Below are 16,832 nucleotides of genomic sequence, written 5' to 3' on the forward strand. Positions count from 1 at the left end.
GTAACATGAAGGCCAGGACTGGATGACGGTATGAAAGCTGAGTGGAGACGGGAATGAAAGAGCTGGAGAAATTGATCGAGCGGGTTATCAACCGTATCGACATCAATCTGAGAGAACCGGCTTTCGATAGCGGCCCATATCTGCGCAGCATCGTGCCGCTCAAGCAGTTCGGACGGTTCTATGCCTTCTATGCCTTGACGCCTCACCATCCGCTGCATTTCCGGTTTCACGGATCGAGTCTGGGAGGGAGCTATTTTCTGGGGAAGTGCTTCGTCGATCATTCCGTGCTCTACAAGAGCGATATCCGGGGCGATGAACTCAAATGCAAAGGGGATGTGTTTCGGTACGGCGGCTTGGAGATCCCGCTCCATGACGACGAAGTGATCCATATCAAAGACAGCTATTTGATCAAAACCCTGGTGCATAACTATTCCCATGATCCTGAAAATCTGGAAGAATTTCTGATCTGCAACACGGCGTCCACCCACTATGCGAATATCCACGGCTCCACCGTGGAAGGATGCTTTCTGGGGCCTTTCAGCACGGTCGATCTGACCACGCTTCACGATTGCGTCCTAGGGGCCTTTGCCTATGTGCAGGTGGGGGAGATGTCGCATGAATGGGTTCCCGCCGGCGAGATCCGCATCGAGGCGGGGGATCGTTTCCGCTTCAATTACCACTTCGACGCGGATTCTCTGAAGGCCTACATCCATATGGAACCCGGGATGACCCCGCAGGGGATCCTGATGGATTTTATGGAGGAGCGCAAGACGGAATTTCAGCGGATCTTCGACGTGGTTCACCTCAAGGCGCCGGTTCCGATTCCAGCCGGGACGTCGCTCAGCCGGTACGCCGTCGTCAAGGGGGATACCCATATCGGTGCAAATGTCCTCGTAGCGCAGCGGGCCTACCTGGAGGATGCCTGGCTTGGAAAAGGGGCCAACGCCCAGGAAAACTGCTGCATCGTCCACTCCCGCCTCGAGGGGGAAAATGTCACCGCTCATGGCGGGAAACTGGTCCGGACCCGCTTGGGGAAGAAGGTCTTCGTGGGGTTCAATTCCTTTCTGAGGGGCATGGAGGATGCGCCCCTGACCATCGGCGGGGGCTCCGTGGTGATGCCCCATACTATCATCGATATCCAGGAACCGCTCGAGATCCCGCCGAACCACCTGATATGGGGGTTGATCCGGAACCGGGAGGACCTGAAGGCTCACTGCCTCGACCTCGACGATTGGGCCAGGCTCGAGGGCCGTTATGACCTCGGGCGGATGCGGTTCGAAGGAGACGGGGCTTTCTTCGTCGAGGCGTTCCGCCATCGGATCGAGCACATCCTCGAGGCGAACGGTGCCTATTTCGACGGCCGAAGCAACCGGGGTCATGCACAGAAGGACCAGGACATCTCCTTCAACATGATTCAGCCCTACCCGAAGGGAAGATTCAAGGGGCTCTATCCAAGCATCGATATCCGGCCCTGAATCTGCGTCATGATGGATTTCTGGAATCAGATCAGCCTGCGGGTTCGGATCTATTCGATCCTGGGGGCGCTGGTCTCGATCACCCTTCTCGGCGGCGTGGTCATGATCTGGTACACCTACCAGATGGAGCACCTGACCAGCGACGTCATCGAACGGCACATGGCCGCGTTTCAGGTGGCCGAAAATCTGGAATCCGCCCTTGTCAATCAGAAAGGCTTCGTTTCCTACTATTTCCTGGACGGCAATCCCGACTGGCTCAAACAGCTGGGAGAATACCGGCAGATATTCAAAGGGCGATTGGCGCAGGCTGAAATTCACACCTCTACCGATGAGGAACGACAGGCGATAGCCCGAATCGCAGAAGAATACGGACATTACGTAAGCGCGAAAGATGTCGTGATCGAATGTTACCAGGCGGGTGAGCGTGAGAGGGGTGCACAGCTTCATGACGATGTCCGGCAGGTCTTTTTCAAGATTCTCGAGTTGTGTGAAAGCTACAAGGCCATCCATGCCCAGAAGATTCAGGAGGTAAAGCAGGAGAGCCTCGTGCAGGCGCGGCGTTTGAGGACCGTAGCGGGCACGGCCATGGTGATCGTCGTCGTTCTCGGCCTTGTGTTCGGTCTCATGCTGATCAACCACATCCTGTCGCCTCTGCAGCGGCTTGCGCGGTTGACCTCGGGGGAATCCAACCTCCCTGAGTCCAAGAACGAGGTCAAGGCCTTGAGCCGCCGCGTTTACGGGTTGATGGAAGATATCGACCAGACCCATACGGAACTGCGCAAAAGCCGCGAAACCCTCCTGCAGGCGGAAAAGATGGCTCTGGTGGGAAAACTCGCCGCAGGGACCGCCCACAGCATCCGCAATCCCTTGACATCGGTCAAAATGCGCCTTTTTTCCCTGAACCGGTCCCTCGATCTCACTCCGACACAGAAAGAGGATTTGGACGTAATCTCGCAGGAGATCCGCCATATCGATACCATCCTTCAGAATTTTCTGGAATTCTCGCGGCCGCCGAAACTGAAGATCCAGGAGGCGAGTCCTTCGGAGGTGGTGGATCTGGCGGTCCAGTTGATGCGGCACCGCCTGGAATCCTATAACGTTGCGGTCAGGCTCCATCGGCACGAGGTGCTGCCCAGGATTCCCCTGGATCCAGAGCAGCTGAAAGAGGTCTTTGTCAACCTGATCGTCAATGCCTGCGAAGCGATGCAGGGGGGAGGGCTGATCGACATCTACGAGGTGACGGCCTTTGACGATCGGCTTGGGCGGGTGGTGCGTATCCGGCTGACAGATGACGGTCCGGGCATGTCCGAGGCCGTCCAGGCCAAGGTTTTTCAACCTTTTTACACGACGAAGGAGGAGGGGACAGGATTGGGCCTCAGCATCGCCGCACGCATTGTGGAGGAGCACGGAGGGCGCATCGATCTGTCTTCGACTGAGGGGGAGGGGAGTGCATTCACCATTACGCTGCCTATCCGGGAGTAAGGTGTCTTGAGTACGATTTTGATTATCGACGATGACGATCAGCTGCGCAAAAGCTTCGAAAAGCTGCTTTCGGCGGAGGGGTACGACATCCGGTGCGCCGCCTCGGGGGAGGCGGGACTCAGGCTGGTCGAGGCGGAAAGTCCGGACCTGGTGGTTCTGGACATGCGCCTGCCGGGTATGAACGGGCTCGAAACCTTCGAGGCCATTCACGCAATCGAACCGAAGCTTCCCGTCATCATCATGACGGCTTACGGAACCACCGAAACAGCGATCGAGGCGACCAAACTCGGGGCATTCGACTACATTCTCAAGCCGTTCGATATCCCGGACATGCTGGTGGTCATCGAAGAGGCCCTGGAGGCCGGGCGCTTCATGCGCTCCCCGGTGGAAATGGATGCTGTGCCTGGAGGGCAGCAAGGCTACCGGGAGGCGATCATCGGTCGAAGCAAGCCGATGCAGGACGTGTACAAGGCAATCGGACGGGTGTCTTCAACCGATGCGACGGTGCTTATCCGGGGGGAATCGGGCACGGGAAAGGAGTTGGTTGCGCGTGCCATTTATCAGCACAGTTTGCGGAACGACAAGCCTTTCCTGGTGATCAACTGCGTAGCTATCCCGGAAAATCTCCTGGAGAGCGAGCTGTTCGGGTATGAGCGCGGGGCCTTCACCGGTGCCTCGCACCGCCGCGTCGGGAAGATCGAGCAGGCCAACGGTGGGACGGTCTTCCTCGATGAGATCGGTGACATGCCGTCGAGCATCCAGGCCAAGATCCTGCGGCTTCTTCAGGAAAAGAGCATCGAGCGACTCGGGGGGCGTGATACGATATCGGTCGATGTGAGGATCCTGGCGGCGACCAACCGGAACCTCGAAAAGGCCTTGGCCGAAGGCCGTTTTCGTGAGGACCTCTATTATCGGTTGAAGGTCGTAACGCTCTGGCTCCCCCCTTTGAGGGAACGACGGGACGACATCGAGCTGTTGACGCGGTATTTTCTTTCGCGATATTCCCGCGAGATGGGAGTTGACAACCCCGGCATAACGGCGGAGGCAGTGCAGTCCCTCAGGCAATACCCCTGGCCGGGCAATGTGCGTGAGTTGGGGAATTGCATCCAGAAAACGCTCATCTTCAACCGAGGCGCCCCTATCTCGCCGGAGGACATCAGCCAGGCCATCAGCGGACAGGGCAACGTTGAGGGCGGGGGCGCTTTCGCCGGGGATGAAGGGATCCAGCAATGGATCGTGAACGCGCTGACAGCCGGGGGCAGTGACAATCTCTTCGAGGCCTGTGTGGACCGTTTTGCGAGCATGTTGATCAGCGAAGCCCTGCGAGTAACAGGGGGCAACCGGTCCCGGGCGGCCAGACTGCTCGGCTTATCCCGCCCGACCCTCCATTCCAAGATCGAGAAGTATCATTTGAAATTCGAGACGTCCGTCAAGGAAATTTCCTGATAATTCAGGAACCGCCCTCGCCCTGCGGTAGTCGTAGTCACTCCTTCGCCTCGTGCATGGCCACGCGTGGATTTACCATGCACGCTCACTCATGATCTTCTTGATCTTTTCCTCGGTTTGCTTTTCGACGAGGATCATCTTTTTGGCCTGGGCTTTCTGGATTTTTTCGGTAAGAGACTTGAGATCCGCCGGTTTCTCGAGAAAATCGGTGGCGCCCAGTTTCATGGCCTCGATTCCCTTTTCGACGGTTGCGTGCCCTGTCAACAGGATGATCTGCAGTTCGGGTCTTTTTTCCTTGAGGGCTTTCAGGACCTCCAGCCCGTCCATCTCGGGCATCATGAGGTCCAGAACGATCGCATCGAAGGATTCGGCTTCGGCTTTCTTGAGGGCTTCTTTCGCTGAAAGACTGGTCTCCACGTTCATGCCCCGCGCCCGCATCCGCTCGGCCAGGCTGTCAAGAAAATCCTCCTCATCGTCCACGAGTAAAACTTTTTCCGCCATGGGTTGCCTCCTCGGTCTTTAAATGTTCCAGTTGCATGCCTTCGTTCACGGCCGGATCGTAAAGAGCTGTCTGCACAGGTTTTGGCAAGAAAGATCGGATCTTACGTTTCCCCATTCCACGGTGTCAGGGCTGTAGCCGTTTAGGCAGAATAACGATGAGCCTTTCGCTCCCGTTTTCCGCTATCAACCGAGCTCCGAGGGCTTCGAGCAGGGGTTTGTCCTCCTCGCCGGGAAAATCCACGGGGATCCGTTCCGCAAAGCCTTCCGCGCCGCTGAACTGGATGCGGATTTTCTCCGCACCATCCTCCACCGCCATGATGATGTGTTTTCCGGCTCCGGCGAAAGGCAGGAGAAAACGGATGCAGTGCCAAAGCAGATTCTGGAGCCTGAATGGGTCGGTGACGATCTTCACACCGGTTTGCGCCTTGACCGCCTCCAGAGCGACCCCCTGTCTTTCGGCAAGCCGGTGAGCCAATACAGACATAAAATCAAGGGTTTCTTCAGGATCGATTTCTTTGGAAGGCTCATCCACGCTATGGGCAAAGCGGTTCATGTTCTTTACAATGCCGTCTGCGCGATGGATCTGTTTCTGAATGCGCACAGCAACGGTTTTCAGGCGCTCCGGATCCAGGGGGAGGCCTTTTTGGACCATCACGGTGAAATCTTCGATCAGGCCGGCGGATTCATTGATGATGGCCAGGGCGTTCTTGAGTTCATGAGATATGGACGCTGAAATGGTGCCGAAGAACGTCAGCCCTGTCCGAGCCATGGTGTCGCATCGGTTCATGGCCGCTTTTCCTCCAAATGTGTCACTTCCTGCATCTTTTCGACCAGGAGTTCGATCCCGACGGGTTTTACAAGATAAAAGGACTCGCCCGCCTCGGCGGTGCCTGTACGGAAATCCGCCTCTGAGCCGTGCCCGGTCATAAAGATGAATTTCATCTGCGGGCGTATGGCCTCCAGCTTCTTTTTCAACTGCAGCCCGCTCATCTTGGGCAGCTTGATATCCAAAACCGCAATATCGTATGGGGACGTTTCCACGCGCAAAATAGCGTCATCGACCTTAGTGGCCCAATCAGCGTCTATCCCCCGCATATTCAGCCTTTCAGCCAGCGTGGAGACCAGTTCCTCCTCATCGTCCACAAGCAGCACCCGCATTCGCCTCTCCTCCCTTCCGTTTTTGGGTTAGGGGTAACGTGATGGTAAAAACGGTGCCTTTGCCCAATTGGCTTTCTACGTCAATGTGACCTCCCAACTCCTGAACGAGACCGTAGGTGATGGATAACCCGAGTCCGGTCCCCCCCTGTTTGGTTTTGGTGGAGAAAAAGGGTTCGAATACCCGCTTGAGATCCCCTTCCGGGATGCCGCAGCCGTCGTCGGCTACAGTCACTCTAACACGTTTTTCGTCCGCAAGGGTAGCGCCAATCGACAAATGGCCGCCGTCGGGCATGGCGGCGAACGAGTTGTTGATGAGATTCAAAAGGATCTGCTGCAGTCTGCTCCGGTCCATCTGGAGTTCAGGCAGCTCGTCGGGGACTTGTAAGGAAACCTTGATGGAACGGTACTCGGTTTCTTTTCCGAGAAAACCGAGGACCTCCTGGATCGTCTCCTGCAGATGGAGAGGCACGATCTGGCTGTCATCCATGTGGCGGGCGAAATTCAGCAGGCGACGGGTAATGGTGGCGCACCGGGCGACGGATCTCAAGATGCCATCCAGCAGCCCGAGGAGTTTTTGGTCCTGGGCATACCGCTGATCGAAGGCGAAGAGGTCTTTGATGAGACCTGCCTTTTCGTTGATGATGGCGAGCGGATTGTTGATTTCGTGTGCCACCCCGGCTGCCAGCCGCCCGATCGAGGCCATTTTGTTCGCGTATTCGACCTGATGAAGGGTGGCGACGCGGCGCTGATCAGCTGTAAAAAGCTGTTCGACCAAATAGGTCGAAACCCCGAGGATAACCAGAAGTATAATGAGGATGCTGATGACCAGAAACCCGAGTAACTGCATGTTGGCTCGCGTCCACGACTCGATCAGTTCACGCTTGTGTTTGCAGATCATCAGGATGAACGGGGTGTCCGTGATATAGGCATAGCCGGCGACAAGCGGATTTCCACTGGGAGCCTTGAACTGGACCACGGTTGTCTTGTCTGAAAATTCAGGCGTGGGTGAGGGAATTTTTTGAAGTACATCTCCATAGAAACGCGAAGGCGTCTGCAGGATACCCTGATGGTTGATGAGAAAAATATCACCCTGTCCGCCGACCTCCATATCGAAGAGCAGGCTGTTGAATTCCTGGGTGTCGATAGAAGCTCTGAGCACAAAGAAAGAACCGTTCGGGAGGGAGTGCTTGACGGCGATAATCAGATGGGGCACCTGCCGAAAACCCAGGAAGACGTCGCTGACATGCATCCCGCGCTCAACGACCTGTTGGTACCACGCCTCATGAGAGTAATCGACTCCTTCCAACTCGTAAGGTCCCACATAGGTCCGCTGGCCGCCGAGCGCGTCGACGACACCGAGATCGGTAAAACCGCCGAAGGCCTCCTTCAGGTGTTTCAGCAACTCCGCGAGGCGCACGGGGTCGTGAAGGGCCTCGAAAGAATTGTCCTGAACGACGAACTCGAGGGCGGCTCCTCGTTCAGCCAGAAAGAATGAGATGGCGCGGCGGGTATTGGAGACCAGCCTGGAGGTCCGAAACTGGATCTCGGCCTCCATAGCCTTCTGGGTGACCTTGTAATCGATGAAGGCCATGAAAACGAGCGGGATAATGGTTACGCCGGCCGTCAGTAAAACGGTAAGCTTCCAGATGCGCCTGAAATTGAACAGGTGTTTGTAGGGGCCGGCGGCTATGTCCCGGTGGTCCCAGAATTTGGGTTTGATCGATATGGGCGCTGGCATAAGGGTATACTTCCGCGGGGCAATCGTGCCCTTTCTCGTGCGATCTGGAAATTTCAGGCTCAGCTGTCCTGGGTGCCGCTCTGCGCCTTGCGTTTCTGGATCTTCTCGTTGGCGTGTTTGAGGGTGTCACTCAGCAGTTCGATATCCACCGGTTTTTGCAGATAGGCAAAGGCGCCGAGATCCATGCAGACCTTCCGGTCGGCTTCGGAACCGTGGCCTGTCAGGATGATCACCTCGATTTCGGGCTGTGTTTCCTTGACGCGCCGCAGGACTTCGATGCCGTCTATGCCGGGCATTTTCAGATCGAGGATCATGACCTCGGGCTCCTCCTCTTCGACCAGCGTGAGCGCCGATTCGCCGTCATACGCTATGGCCGAGCCCATGTCGCGCATCAGCAGACGCTCGGACAGTGTCTGAACGAATTCCCGTTCGTCATCTACAAGGAGGACCTTTGCCGGGACCTGAAAGTCGTATTTGCGGTAGATATCCGCCTGATAGAAGCCCTCTCCGACCTTGGTTTCGACGGATTTGACTCCGGGTACCCGCTCCGCGATGGACCCGAGTTCCTCTTCGAGGCGGCTCAGGAGCAGGGTATGTTTGTTGATGGTGAGGATGATGCGGCCCTCTTCCGCTCTGACCGCAATGTTGTGCCCCTCCTTGGCAAGCGCCACTTCGACCTCTGCCGCGAGCCGGAAATCCCCGACGGCCTTCCGGGAGAGGGAAGTGGTTTTCACCACATCCTTGGCGAGATTTTCCTGAACGAGGCTGACCGTCTGATCGACGCCGATCTTGTCCATGGGGAGGACGATGTCATAGAGGGAGGCGTCCCACGGATCCTTTTTGCCGAAAAGGGTGTCCACCCAGATGGCGCGCTCCTCGTCCTGACGGTGGATCAGGCGGACCGCTTCTTTTTCGTGAAGCCCTTCCGTTTTGGCGACATTGTCCAGGCGGAACCGCATATCGGCGATGAGGCAGACCCTCAAGGCGTGGGTGATATCCGGGCCGACCAGCAGGCTCGAAAAACCGTGGATCAGCAGATTGTCACGTTCGAGCACCTGTGCCAGGGCCAGCCGGAGATAGGCGATGGACCGTTCCTTTTCATGGGTGAATTTGTTGAAGATGGATGTCTTGGGGCTGAAGGCCTTGGATAGTTTTTCTTCATCCAGGCCCGAGATTCGGCTCGCACTTGCGACCACATCGGCATCCGTGATTTGCTCCGCCCCGGTTGCCTCGATCAGGCGCTGCAGCACACCGGCTTCATTGCAGAAGGTACCGTTGAAAACAGTGATGATGGACATGATATGACCCCCCATTCGTGGAGAAGTGATGGCAATACTTACGATGTTTACATCCGGAAATGGACTCTAAGGCCGATGCCGGCATCAATCTGCACGATTGCTCCCGGGGTGAGCGCCGGGTTGCCTCCATGCAAACGATCGGTTTCCTTCGGTTTGACAGGTTCGGATCCATCCCGCAGGGATGGGACTGACCTGGCGAAGCCTGGGGACAAAACCCTTGCTACCGGATTGGAAGCCTGGTCGTTCGAAAACATCATCTCACGAACATACATCCCCGAGACAACCTGATTTTGAGAACATGTTTGTTGTCGAAAGGCAACAAAAAAGTGCCTTTATCTCAGGCGGCACACCGTCAGGAGGGGACAAGCTTCCTCCTGGCCGTCGCGGTGAGCGTGGGTATAGTTTTCCTGGATCGCCCTTTCCATGGTCGGGAACAGATGATCCTCTCCGATCTTTTCGAGAAAATGGGTCCGCTTCAGGACCTTCATGACGGACTCGTTGACCCCGCTTAGTGAGATATCGACCCCTGCGCTTCTCACCCGGTCGACGAGCAGAGAGAGGGTCTCTTCCCCGGAGGCGTCGATGTCATTGATGCCGTTGGAGACGATGACGATGTGTTTGAGGTGTTCCATTTCGCGCATCCTCTCCATGATCTTGTCTTCCAGATAGCTGGCATTGGCGAAGAAGAGCGGTCCGTCGAACCGGATCAGGGTCATATATTTGCACTCCTTCAGGCCGAAGGTCAGGCAGTCGCGCAGGGATTGGTCTTCGTGCCGGGAAAGGGCGGCGACCTTGGGGCGCATGCTTTTATAAAGAAAGACCAGCAGGGAAAGGACCACCCCGACCATGATGCCCCGGTCGAGGTGAGGAGCGAAGGCCAGGGTGCAGACAAACGAGATGATCGAGATCAGCCCGTCGTACCATTGGGCTTCCCAGGCGTGAATGAAGCCGGTTGCGTTGATAAGTCCGATCACCGCCATCATGATGACCGCCGCCAGAACGGATTGAGGGAGATGATAGAGGAGAGGGGTGAAAAAAAGCAACACGATCACCACTGCCAGACTGGTGAAGACACTGGACAGGCCGGTCTGTGCCCCGGATTGCAGATTGACCGCCGAGCGAGAGAATGAACCGGAGGTGGGATAGCTCCGGCTCATGGCACCGAGTACATTGGCGAGGCCCTGGCCGATCAGTTCCTGGTTGGGGTCCAGGCGCTGCCCGGTCTTGGCCGCCATGGCCTTTGCAATGGAGATGGCCTCCATGAATCCTAGGAGCGAGATGATCGCGGCATAGGGGAGGAGATGGAGGAGGACCTTCCAGTCGAGTGTCGGGATGCGGAAAGCCGGGAGCCCGGCCGGGATGCCGCCGACGACCGCGCCTCCTCCCATCATGGGAAGATTGTGCTCGTCCAGCGGTTTGTTGCCGACTCGAATGCGCCAGGTTCGTCCGTCGCTCTCTGCGTTTGCTGGCATCTGATCGGGGAGGAAAAAGCGAACCCCGCCGTTTTCCCGGATGCCGGCAAAGAGCATGGACCGGAGCTGCTCCCGGTAGTCCTGCGATTCCTTCTTGAGTTGAGCCATTTCGATGCTCAGGATATTCACGGCGTGTTCGCGTTCGAGGATGCTGACCATGTCATGGCTTTGCTGCACCTCCTCGAGGGCTTTGTACGCCTGGGCACGTTTTTCCGCAATAGGCGGGATGGCTTCGACTGTCCGGTTAAACCGCCCGATCAGCGCCTGGGCATCAGGATTTTCGATGGCGTTTATCGGGACTGTGGCATCGTGCTGAAATCCCGTCGCCCAGGAAATGACGGTCGTAACCGCGACGGCGACCAGAACGTTCGGGATCTTGGGCGAAATCCGCTTCAGGGTATACATGATGGCGAACGCAAAAGCGCCCATGATGAAGGTCGGCCAATGGGTGTAATGCAGCGCGGCCTCGATGACGGCGATGATCGTTTCATAATGGTGGGCGGCGCTGTCCACAGAGACGCCGAACATCTTGGACAATTGTGAAGAGGCGATGATGATTGCCGCTGCGTTCGTAAAACCGTTCACGACCGGATGCGAGAGAAAATTCACCACCAGACCGAGTTTCAACACCCCCAGCGAGAACTGGAAGGCTCCCACCATGAGCGCCAGGAGCACTGCATAGGCGATGTAACCCGGGCTCCCTGCGGTTGCCAGCGGTTCGAGGGATGCGGCGGTCATCAGAGAGACCACGGCCACGGGGCCTGTGGCGAGTTGCCGGCTGGAGCCGAAAAGGGCGGCTATCATGGGCGGAAGGAAGGACGCGTATAGACCGTAATAGGCTGGCAGCCCCGCCAGTTGGGCATATGCCATGGACTGAGGGATTAGCACGAGCGCTACGGTCAACCCTGAAATTGCGTCGAGGCGAAAGCTGTTCCAGTTGTATTCTTTGAACCACACGATGAAGGGAAAAATTCTACGCAACATGGCCTCACCTGCCTTAAAAAGATGTGTTACGAAGCATTCGTCGAACTGCTGAGAGCAGTTCGCTATGGAGGGCCGCCGCATCGTAGAGATTGTAATCCCGGAAGCGGACCAACCCGTCCACCATGGTTAAAACGATCAGGGCGTTCTTGCGGGCCGGCATGGGGGCGATGCTTCCGTCTTTCTGCCCCAGTTCGACGGCCTGCTCGAAGATGTCCAGTAGACAATTGAAGATATCTTCGAGATAGCCGCGGCAGACCGGATTCACCTCGGCGAGCTTGTAGGGATAGTGTCTGTGGAGAAGGAGGAACCGGTCATCCATTCTTGCTGCCAGATATAGATAGAAAGAAATGGCCTGCTCCATCGTCTGAAGCCCGGATTGAGGCTCGCTCTCTTTTCGGTAGGCGGCAAACTCCCGCAGGATGTCCTCCTTGACCTCTTTCAGGATCGCCAGGAACAAATCTTCCTTGCTCTTGAAATGGTAGAAGATCGTTCCTTCGGCGACACCAGTCGCTCGCGCGATATCCGCCACGGATGTTTCCTTGAAACCTTGCTCTGAAAATAGTTTTGAAGCGGTGTGTAAAATGGCGTCCCGTTTCTTGGGCATAGATCCTCTTCTCAAAATTTATACTGAGTACTCACTCGGTTTCGGACCATAATTGAAATGCCAGCGGACGTCAATAAAAATTTGCTTGCTTCAGCAATTTTTCGGCGGGCTGGTTGTTTTGGCCCGAAAGGAGGAAGATTGACACCTTATTCGGCATGGGTTATTTTCTTGCCGGGTTGGGAACGTTTCACGCGGTCCAGGAGCGATGGCCCCGAGTTACGCCGGGTGAGCCGAATGAGGAATGTTTTGCTGTATCCGCTGCTGCGGTTCAAAGATCTCTATTTCGCGCTTCTCGCACAGGCTGGTTGGGGGAGGGTGGCAGCCCTCCTTGTAGGTCTCGTAGCTGGGTGGTGGGTCTATGTTCCGATTCATGAACTTCTCCATGCAGTCGGGTGCGCTGTGGCCGGCGGAGATGTTCACCGGTTGGAAATTGCATGGCTGTATGGCGGGAATTTCTTGGCTCGATGCTTTGATTTCGTCGTTCCTGGAGGCGAATATGCCGGACGGTTGAGCGGATTCGATACGCATGGCTCAGATTGGATTTACGGGATCACGGTTTTTTTCCCCTATCTTCTGACGATTCCCGGATACGCCGTGCTCGAGACCGCCGCCCGATTCAGGTGTTACCTCCTTTTCGGGGCGTGGTTGCCCTGCACCTTTGCGCCACTGATCAGCCTTGGCGGCGACTTTTACGAACTGGGTTCACTGTCGCTTTTTCAGTTGTGGAAAGGTCCGCAGGCTATTTATAGAGCCCTCGTCAGCGACGACCTTTTTCTGCTTCTGGGGCAGATGCAGTGGCGATCGGACGGTCTGGATGCCGGACACCTGGGTTTTATCGGGCTGGCTTTTTCGATCGGCCTCGTGTTGGCTTGGGGAACGCTCCTTTTGTCGGCGGTGCTGGGCCGAATGGTTTCCAGGCGTTTGCCGTTCCCTCTCACGGATCAGGACCCGGCTTGAAGAGGCATCGCTTCAGGCCTTGTCGTCTGAAAAACGTGAAAAGGCTTTGTACGGAGAGAATCGATGGCCGAAGAGAAACTCGAAGTGAAAAAGGATATCCGGATATGGAAATTCATTTTGACCTATGTGCTTCTCATGGGTTTTTTTTTGCTGCTGATCGGCCTTGAACCCGTCAAGAAGATTCTGGACATCAACGGTGTTTACACCGAAATGATCATCTATCTCACTGCATTGATCCTCAAACCCTTCAACATTGTTCAGGGGATCAGCGGTTCCGTCATCAACGTGAAAGGACTCCCGATGGATGTGCGCTTCGGATGCAACGGGCTGGAGGCCTTTCTGATCTATACGGTCGCAATCCTCGCTTTTCCGACGCGGGCAAGGAAAAAGCTCGTGGGCATCATCGGCGGTTTTTTCGTCCTCCAAATTCTAAATGTATTGAGGATTGCGGGATTGGGTCTGAGCGGGGTGTATTTAAAAGAATATTTTGAATATCTCCATATCTATGTGGCTCAGGGCATCATGATCGCGGTTGCTCTGGTGCTCTTTCTGGTCTGGCTGAACTACGCCGCCGAGAAGCCCGCTTAGATCTGCATCCTGAGAGCAGAACAGCATCTTTCCGGTGCATGGATGTGCCGAAACGCGAGGGGTGCAGACCATAGACGGGCTTCGGAGGGGACCCCGGGATCGCACGAAGCCCGTCTCATGCCTGAAGCTGAAATGCGTTCCGGGCGAACAATGAAAGGCAGGCGTCCACAGCCTCCTCGTCGAAGTGGATCCCTTTTTTCTTTTCTATCTCCTCCAACGCTGCGGTAATACCGACGGCAGGGCGGTAAGGACGGTGCGACGCCATCGCCTCGACGACGTCGGCTACACTGAGGATTTTGGCCTCCATCAGGATCTGGTGTCCGGCAAGACCCTTAGGGTACCCCGAACCATCGATCTTTTCATGATGTTGCAGGACGATCTCCGCTATCGGCCAAGGGAAAGGGATTTCCTTGAGAATTTCATACCCGCTCTGTGAATGGGTCTGGATGAGCATCATCTCAAGCTCCGTCAACCCGCCGGGTTTAGTCAGGATTTCGGCCGGGATCGAGATCTTGCCGACGTCATGGATAAGGGCGGCGAGATAAAGGCCTTGGATCTGTTCCTCGGGGAGATTCAGGGCTTCAGCGATAGCCTTGGAGAGATCTGCGACGCGCTGCTGGTGCCCGGCCGTGTATGGATCGCGTTTTTCGACAGCTGAGGCCATCGCTTGAATGGTGCCTCTTATAGTGGTCTGAAGCTGCAGGAGATTGTTTTCAAGCTCTCTTTCCATTTGCTTGCGCTGTGTGACGTCTCTCAGGGAGGCCAGAAAGGCGGTGTTTCCTTCCCATTTGGTCTCCACAAACCGCACCTCGGCGATACGAACCGCACCGTCGTGTGCTACCTCCATTTCGACAGGTTCTCCACCCACCTTCGGGGGCAGGCAAAAAGGCATCTTGAAATCTGCTTCTGCCTTGCCGAAAAGGGATAGGCCAGCAGGATTGACATAAAGGACCTTGCAGGCGGGAGAAAGGATGACAATCGCATCGGCGTTGCTCGAGATGATGTTTCGAAAATTGGCTTCGCTGGCGCGGAGTGCCTCTTCCGTTCTGGTGCGTGTTTTGACTTCTTCCTGGAGTTGGAGGTTGCTTTGCGTCAGGGCCGCGGTACGGCGCTTTACCTGGGCTTCGAGATCATCCTGGATTCGGCGGTATTGGAGTTCTGCCAGCCATTTTCCTCCAAGGGCGGCGGCAAGCTGAAGAATCTCCTGAGGATGAAATGGCTTCTGAAGGTAGATCAATTTATCGGGCGGCATAATTTTGCGGGAGATGTCTTTGAGATCGATGCCGCTGTATCCGGTAACGAGCACGATGTTGGCCTCGGGATCCATCTCTCGGATCATCTGAGCCGTCCAGATACCATCCGGACCAGGCGGCATGTTGATGTCGAGGAAAATCAGGGCATAAGGGTCATCCTCCAGCAGGGAGGTTCGGACATGCTCTACCGCCTGGTCACCCTGCCGGCAGGTGTTCGTCTCGAAAGCATAAGGAATGGCCTGCATGTAGGCATTCGAATGCCCGTTAAATCGAAGGATTTGCCTGTACAGGTCGACAATGACCTCCTCGTCGTCGACACCCAGGATCCTGATACGACCTTTTAGAGCTGTGTCCAAGATTCCCCCTTTGCGGCTTATACGGCTTTCCCGATCACAGCCGGGCCCGGTCTTTTGTCTGGAAGCGGCGGCAAGACCCGGCCGCGCCCGGTGTCGATTCTAGAGGTTCGATCATTGGGTGTTCAGGACGGATTCCTCAATGAAGACTTCATTGTGTTGGACGACTATCTCCGAATGGTAACACGGATCCTTCATATCAAAAAAGCGATGGCAAATAAAGCCTTGTGCCGGAATGGCTGGAAAAACCGTATTGCCCAGGGGCGTCTTTACATGAAGCGGGTCGGGCCGGGTTGCATTTTTCTTGTTTTGCCGCTCGTTGTGAGATATGGAAACGGTTATAGATTTTTGCAGCTTTCCGGCGAAGGAGTGCATCCCCTGAGAAGGGCCGACAGCGCCGGTATGGCTGTTCCCGGAATCTCGGGTAAAGAATTCAGCAGGAGGTCTGACGATGGTTAAACGGTTGATCCAGTTGTTTCTCTGTTTGCTTGGTCTGATCGGTGTCATGGTGGTGGGAGTCGGCGCGGAGGAGGCGGCTGAGAAATGGACCTTCAGCATCTTTTTCCCGCCGACGCATGCGCAAGCGAAGGTGGCCATGGATTTTGCGAAGGAGATCGAAAAGCGGACTGACCACCGCGTCGAGATCACCTGTTTCCCGGGGGGAACCCTGACAGGCGCCTCTCAGGTCTACGATGGGGTGGTCAACGGCATATCGGATCTGGGGAATTCCTGCTTTGCTTACACGCGGGGACGGTTTCCTGCGATGGCGGTGGTCGATCTTCCGCTGGGGTATCTCAATGGGTTGGTGGCGAGCCGGGTTGCGGACAGCTTTGCGATGGCGGCCAGGCCCGAGGAGCTCAAAGACGTCAAGGTCCTTTACGTGCATGCGCATGGGCCGGGCCTTCTTCATACCAGGAAGCCGGTTCAGACCTTGAAGGACCTCAGGGGGATGAAGATTCGTGCAACAGGCCTTAGCGCCAAGATCGTCGAGGCCCTGGGGGCTGTCCCCGTGGCTATGCCGCAGGGTGGGACCTACGAAGCCCTTCAGAAAGGGGTGGTTGAGGGCACCTTCGGCCCGATAGAGGTGCTGAAAGGATGGAAACAGGGCGAGGTGGTCCAGTACACGACCGAGTGTTTCAATGTCGGATACACCACCGCCATGTTCGTTGTCATGAATCTGCAGAAATGGAATGCGCTTCCCGACGATATCAAGAAGATCATGGATGCAACCAGCCGGGAGTGGGTCGATGTTCATGGACGCGCCTGGGACGACGCCGATCGGGAAGGTCGTGAATATACGTTGGGCCTCGGGAACAAGATTCTCCCGCTTTCGGCTGAAGAAAGCGCTGAATGGCGTGTGGCTGTCAAGCCGGTCATTGAGGATTACATCAGGACGACCCCCGATGGTCAGACACACGTAGACCGGATCCAAGGTATTCTGAACAAATATCAACCCTGAACTGATGTGTTTTTTCCCGGAAGTCCCTGTTTCCGTTTGAAACGATGCAACGTGTCTGGAACTG

General features: G+C 56.1%; 16 protein-coding genes. 8 read left to right on the forward strand and 8 right to left on the reverse strand.

Annotation, left to right across the window (positions count from 1 at the left end; genetic code table 11):
• Positions 1–53: 53 nt before the first annotated feature.
• From ACZ500_RS18995 to ACZ500_RS19005, 3 genes are read left to right on the forward strand one after another with little or no spacing between them, the layout of a single operon-like run.
• Complete coding sequence (locus ACZ500_RS18995) at positions 54–1,475, forward strand: transferase (protein WP_464229018.1); 1,422 nt, start codon at positions 54–56, stop codon at positions 1,473–1,475.
• Positions 1,476–1,484: 9 nt separating this feature from the next.
• Positions 1,485–2,957 (forward strand): sensor histidine kinase, encoded by a 1,473-nt coding sequence (locus tag ACZ500_RS19000; protein WP_464229019.1) that lies wholly within the window; start codon positions 1,485–1,487, stop codon positions 2,955–2,957.
• A gap of 6 nt (positions 2,958–2,963) precedes the next feature.
• Positions 2,964–4,403, forward strand: coding sequence for a sigma-54-dependent transcriptional regulator (locus tag ACZ500_RS19005; protein ID WP_464229020.1), 1,440 nt, complete (start codon positions 2,964–2,966; stop codon positions 4,401–4,403).
• A 72-nt stretch (positions 4,404–4,475) separates the two neighbouring features.
• On the opposite strand, the gene ACZ500_RS19010 is transcribed toward ACZ500_RS19005, so the two are convergent.
• The 5 genes from ACZ500_RS19010 to ACZ500_RS19030 form a co-directional block, all read right to left on the reverse strand.
• Positions 4,476–4,904, reverse strand: coding sequence for a response regulator (locus ACZ500_RS19010; RefSeq protein WP_464229021.1), 429 nt, complete (start codon positions 4,902–4,904; stop codon positions 4,476–4,478).
• A 124-nt stretch (positions 4,905–5,028) separates the two neighbouring features.
• Positions 5,029–5,691 carry a histidine kinase gene (locus tag ACZ500_RS19015; protein ID WP_464229022.1) on the reverse strand — a complete coding sequence of 221 codons (663 nt, stop codon included), beginning with the start codon at positions 5,689–5,691 and terminating at the stop codon, positions 5,029–5,031.
• A complete protein-coding gene (locus ACZ500_RS19020) occupies positions 5,688–6,062 on the reverse strand; it encodes a response regulator transcription factor (protein WP_464229023.1) in 375 nt (124 codons plus the stop codon). The genes ACZ500_RS19015 and ACZ500_RS19020 overlap by 4 nt, the downstream gene beginning before the upstream one ends.
• On the reverse strand, positions 6,037–7,800 hold the full coding sequence (locus ACZ500_RS19025; protein ID WP_464229024.1) for a sensor histidine kinase: 1,764 nt from the start codon (positions 7,798–7,800) through the stop codon (positions 6,037–6,039). Before ACZ500_RS19025 ends, ACZ500_RS19020 begins: the two co-directional genes overlap by 26 nt.
• Positions 7,801–7,859: 59 nt before the next feature.
• Positions 7,860–9,098: a cytidylate kinase-like family protein gene (locus ACZ500_RS19030; RefSeq protein ID WP_464229025.1), complete on the reverse strand. Its 1,239-nt coding sequence runs from the start codon at positions 9,096–9,098 to the stop codon at positions 7,860–7,862.
• 59 nt (positions 9,099–9,157) lie between these two features.
• Here ACZ500_RS19030 and ACZ500_RS19035 point away from each other — a divergent pair, with 59 nt between their 5' ends.
• On the forward strand, positions 9,158–9,289 hold the full coding sequence (locus tag ACZ500_RS19035) for a hypothetical protein (RefSeq protein ID WP_464229026.1): 132 nt from the start codon (positions 9,158–9,160) through the stop codon (positions 9,287–9,289).
• A gap of 141 nt (positions 9,290–9,430) precedes the next feature.
• On the opposite strand, the gene ACZ500_RS19040 is transcribed toward ACZ500_RS19035, so the two are convergent.
• Together ACZ500_RS19040 and ACZ500_RS19045 are read right to left on the reverse strand one after the other, a co-directional pair.
• Positions 9,431–11,554: a SulP family inorganic anion transporter gene (locus ACZ500_RS19040; protein WP_464229027.1), complete on the reverse strand. Its 2,124-nt coding sequence runs from the start codon at positions 11,552–11,554 to the stop codon at positions 9,431–9,433.
• Between the two features lie 13 nt (positions 11,555–11,567).
• Entirely contained in the window at positions 11,568–12,158 is a 591-nt protein-coding gene (locus ACZ500_RS19045; RefSeq protein WP_464229028.1) for a TetR/AcrR family transcriptional regulator, read from the reverse strand.
• Between the two features lie 234 nt (positions 12,159–12,392).
• Between ACZ500_RS19045 and ACZ500_RS19050 the strand changes: the two genes are divergently transcribed.
• Both ACZ500_RS19050 and xrtH read left to right on the forward strand, forming a co-directional pair.
• Positions 12,393–13,115, forward strand: a complete 723-nt coding sequence (locus tag ACZ500_RS19050; protein ID WP_464229029.1) for a hypothetical protein — start codon at positions 12,393–12,395, stop codon at positions 13,113–13,115.
• A 63-nt stretch (positions 13,116–13,178) separates the two neighbouring features.
• The gene (gene xrtH / locus ACZ500_RS19055) at positions 13,179–13,703 is read left to right on the forward strand and encodes an exosortase H (RefSeq protein WP_464229030.1); all 525 of its coding nucleotides are present in this window, start codon (positions 13,179–13,181) and stop codon (positions 13,701–13,703) included.
• A gap of 115 nt (positions 13,704–13,818) precedes the next feature.
• Here the strand turns inward: xrtH and ACZ500_RS19060 are convergent, their stop codons facing one another.
• Entirely contained in the window at positions 13,819–15,312 is a 1,494-nt protein-coding gene (locus tag ACZ500_RS19060; protein ID WP_464229031.1) for an HD domain-containing phosphohydrolase, read from the reverse strand.
• Between the two features lie 54 nt (positions 15,313–15,366).
• Here ACZ500_RS19060 and ACZ500_RS19065 point away from each other — a divergent pair, with 54 nt between their 5' ends.
• Positions 15,367–15,768, forward strand: a complete 402-nt coding sequence (locus tag ACZ500_RS19065) for a hypothetical protein (protein ID WP_464229032.1) — start codon at positions 15,367–15,369, stop codon at positions 15,766–15,768.
• Entirely contained in the window at positions 15,761–16,768 is a 1,008-nt protein-coding gene (locus ACZ500_RS19070; RefSeq protein WP_464229033.1) for a TRAP transporter substrate-binding protein, read from the forward strand. Before ACZ500_RS19065 ends, ACZ500_RS19070 begins: the two co-directional genes overlap by 8 nt.
• The last annotated feature ends 64 nt before the right edge of the window (positions 16,769–16,832 follow it).

Source organism: Desulfatiglans parachlorophenolica (assembly GCF_055394735.1).

Bases quoted from the DNA above. Each gene is read 5' to 3' on its own strand.
- ACZ500_RS19025 (WP_464229024.1), bottom strand. From the start codon at position 7,800: ATGCCAGCGCCCATATCGATCAAACCCAAATTCTGGGACCACCGGGAC.
- ACZ500_RS19050 (WP_464229029.1), top strand. From the start codon at position 12,393: ATGAGGAATGTTTTGCTGTATCCGCTGCTGCGGTTCAAAGATCTCTAT.
- xrtH (WP_464229030.1), top strand. From the start codon at position 13,179: ATGGCCGAAGAGAAACTCGAAGTGAAAAAGGATATCCGGATATGGAAA.
- ACZ500_RS19040 (WP_464229027.1), bottom strand. From the start codon at position 11,554: ATGTTGCGTAGAATTTTTCCCTTCATCGTGTGGTTCAAAGAATACAAC.
- ACZ500_RS19015 (WP_464229022.1), bottom strand. From the start codon at position 5,691: ATGAACCGATGCGACACCATGGCTCGGACAGGGCTGACGTTCTTCGGC.
- ACZ500_RS19035 (WP_464229026.1), top strand. From the start codon at position 9,158: ATGGACTCTAAGGCCGATGCCGGCATCAATCTGCACGATTGCTCCCGG.
- ACZ500_RS19045 (WP_464229028.1), bottom strand. From the start codon at position 12,158: ATGCCCAAGAAACGGGACGCCATTTTACACACCGCTTCAAAACTATTT.
- ACZ500_RS19020 (WP_464229023.1), bottom strand. From the start codon at position 6,062: ATGCGGGTGCTGCTTGTGGACGATGAGGAGGAACTGGTCTCCACGCTG.
- ACZ500_RS18995 (WP_464229018.1), top strand. From the start codon at position 54: ATGAAAGAGCTGGAGAAATTGATCGAGCGGGTTATCAACCGTATCGAC.
- ACZ500_RS19010 (WP_464229021.1), bottom strand. From the start codon at position 4,904: ATGGCGGAAAAAGTTTTACTCGTGGACGATGAGGAGGATTTTCTTGAC.
- ACZ500_RS19030 (WP_464229025.1), bottom strand. From the start codon at position 9,098: ATGTCCATCATCACTGTTTTCAACGGTACCTTCTGCAATGAAGCCGGT.
- ACZ500_RS19000 (WP_464229019.1), top strand. From the start codon at position 1,485: ATGATGGATTTCTGGAATCAGATCAGCCTGCGGGTTCGGATCTATTCG.
- ACZ500_RS19070 (WP_464229033.1), top strand. From the start codon at position 15,761: ATGGTTAAACGGTTGATCCAGTTGTTTCTCTGTTTGCTTGGTCTGATC.